This is a genomic window from Skermanella stibiiresistens SB22 (assembly GCF_000576635.1).
Taxonomy (GTDB): Bacteria; Pseudomonadota; Alphaproteobacteria; order Azospirillales; family Azospirillaceae; genus Skermanella; species Skermanella stibiiresistens.
On the sequence record NZ_AVFL01000101.1, the window covers coordinates 1 to 1,195 of the forward strand.

3 protein-coding genes are annotated in these 1,195 nt (G+C 60.9%); all 3 read right to left on the reverse strand.

The features are described from left to right. Window positions 1-192: 192 nt before the first annotated feature. Window positions 193-462: a type II toxin-antitoxin system RelE family toxin gene (locus tag N825_RS35615; protein ID WP_037462382.1), complete on the reverse strand. Its 270-nt coding sequence runs from the start codon at window positions 460-462 to the stop codon at window positions 193-195. After that, window positions 446-727 carry a type II toxin-antitoxin system RelB family antitoxin gene (relB, locus tag N825_RS35620; protein ID WP_245613342.1) on the reverse strand — a complete coding sequence of 94 codons (282 nt, stop codon included), beginning with the start codon at window positions 725-727 and terminating at the stop codon, window positions 446-448. The genes N825_RS35615 and relB overlap by 17 nt, the downstream gene beginning before the upstream one ends. A 66-nt stretch (window positions 728-793) precedes the next feature. Beyond that, on the reverse strand, window positions 794-1,195 hold a 402-nt coding region (locus N825_RS35625), incomplete at its 5' end, for an FAD-linked oxidase C-terminal domain-containing protein (RefSeq protein ID WP_281174408.1).

The following is a 1,195-nucleotide window of genomic DNA, read 5'->3' on the forward strand; positions in this document are numbered from 1 at the left end:
ACGAGTGCGAAACCGCGATAGCGGGCTGGCGGGTGCCGGCCTGAGCGCTTGTGGGATCGGGACTTGTGCCAGGATCCCTGGGTGTGCGAAGCGGCGCCCCTAGAACCCGCTTACGGTTGGACAAGCGGTGTCACCAGCTCAACGTGGATTATCCCACAAACTTAGCGTCGAAGAATAACTTGGAAATGGCAATCAACGATATACTTCCTTACGGTTTCCAATTCTCAGAACAAGTATGAGGACTGTATCATCTTCGATTTTCGCGATGATCCGGTAATCGCCAACGCGATACTTCCAGAACTCTCGAAGGGTGCTTCCCTTCAAAGCCTCCCCAATACTTCTTGGATCAGCCAAGTTCCTAACCCGTTCCCGCATGAACGCGACGATGCGACGGGCGTGCTGCGGATCGAGTTTTTCGAGATTCTTCTGCGCCAACTCCGAGAACTCAACCCTCCAGGTCATAACGTTTCATCATCTCGTCGAGCGACATCGTGGTGCTTCGTCCGGCGCGAACCTCGGCCAGTTCACGTTCGGCGAGATGGATATCCTCCAGGTCGTCGAGATGCTCCAGCACGGCTTCCCTGATGTAGTAGGTCTTCGATCTGCCGGTCGCGCGGGCCAACTTCTCCAGGCGATCTTCTATCTCTTGACCGAGGCGAATACTGACAGGCATGGCTTCCTCCCTGAGGTTGAGATACATGTATCTCAACCCGGCCGCGCCGTCCATCCCGTGGTTCCACCTCCAAAGCCTCGTTCCCAAGCCGCTCGAACGCCGTCAGCGCCATGGCTTGCGTCAAGCGGGTGGGTGGAGCGGCGGCATAACCTTCCGCGCCATGCGCCACCGTTGGATTGACGCGCCGGTTCCACCGAACTCCGCCGCGATGGCGGAGACCATCTCGGCCTGCTCCGCGACGCCGGCCTCGGTCCCGGGGAACTCGAAGAACAGGGTCGGCGCCACGGCGTAGTCGAGCTTGCTATAAGCGATCACCGCCCGCATCTGGACCTCGTCCAGCAGCTCGATCCTGGCCACGGGAACGCCGGACTGGATCGTCGTGATGACGGTGTCGACCGCGTCCTTGATCGTCGGGAAGGGGCAGACCGCCGCGGCAAACGCCTGGCGGCGCCACCGTCGGGCCAACGGCCCGCATGGCCGCCAAGCTGGCCGATCTCGCCAGGGCGGTGGGAGCGGACAACC

What these genes read in the sequence shown, in the direction of transcription:
- N825_RS35615 (WP_037462382.1), bottom strand. Translation starts at nt 462, where the DNA reads ATGACCTGGAGGGTTGAGTTCTCGGAGTTGGCGCAGAAGAATCTCGAA.
- relB (WP_245613342.1), bottom strand. Translation starts at nt 727, where the DNA reads ATGGACGGCGCGGCCGGGTTGAGATACATGTATCTCAACCTCAGGGAG.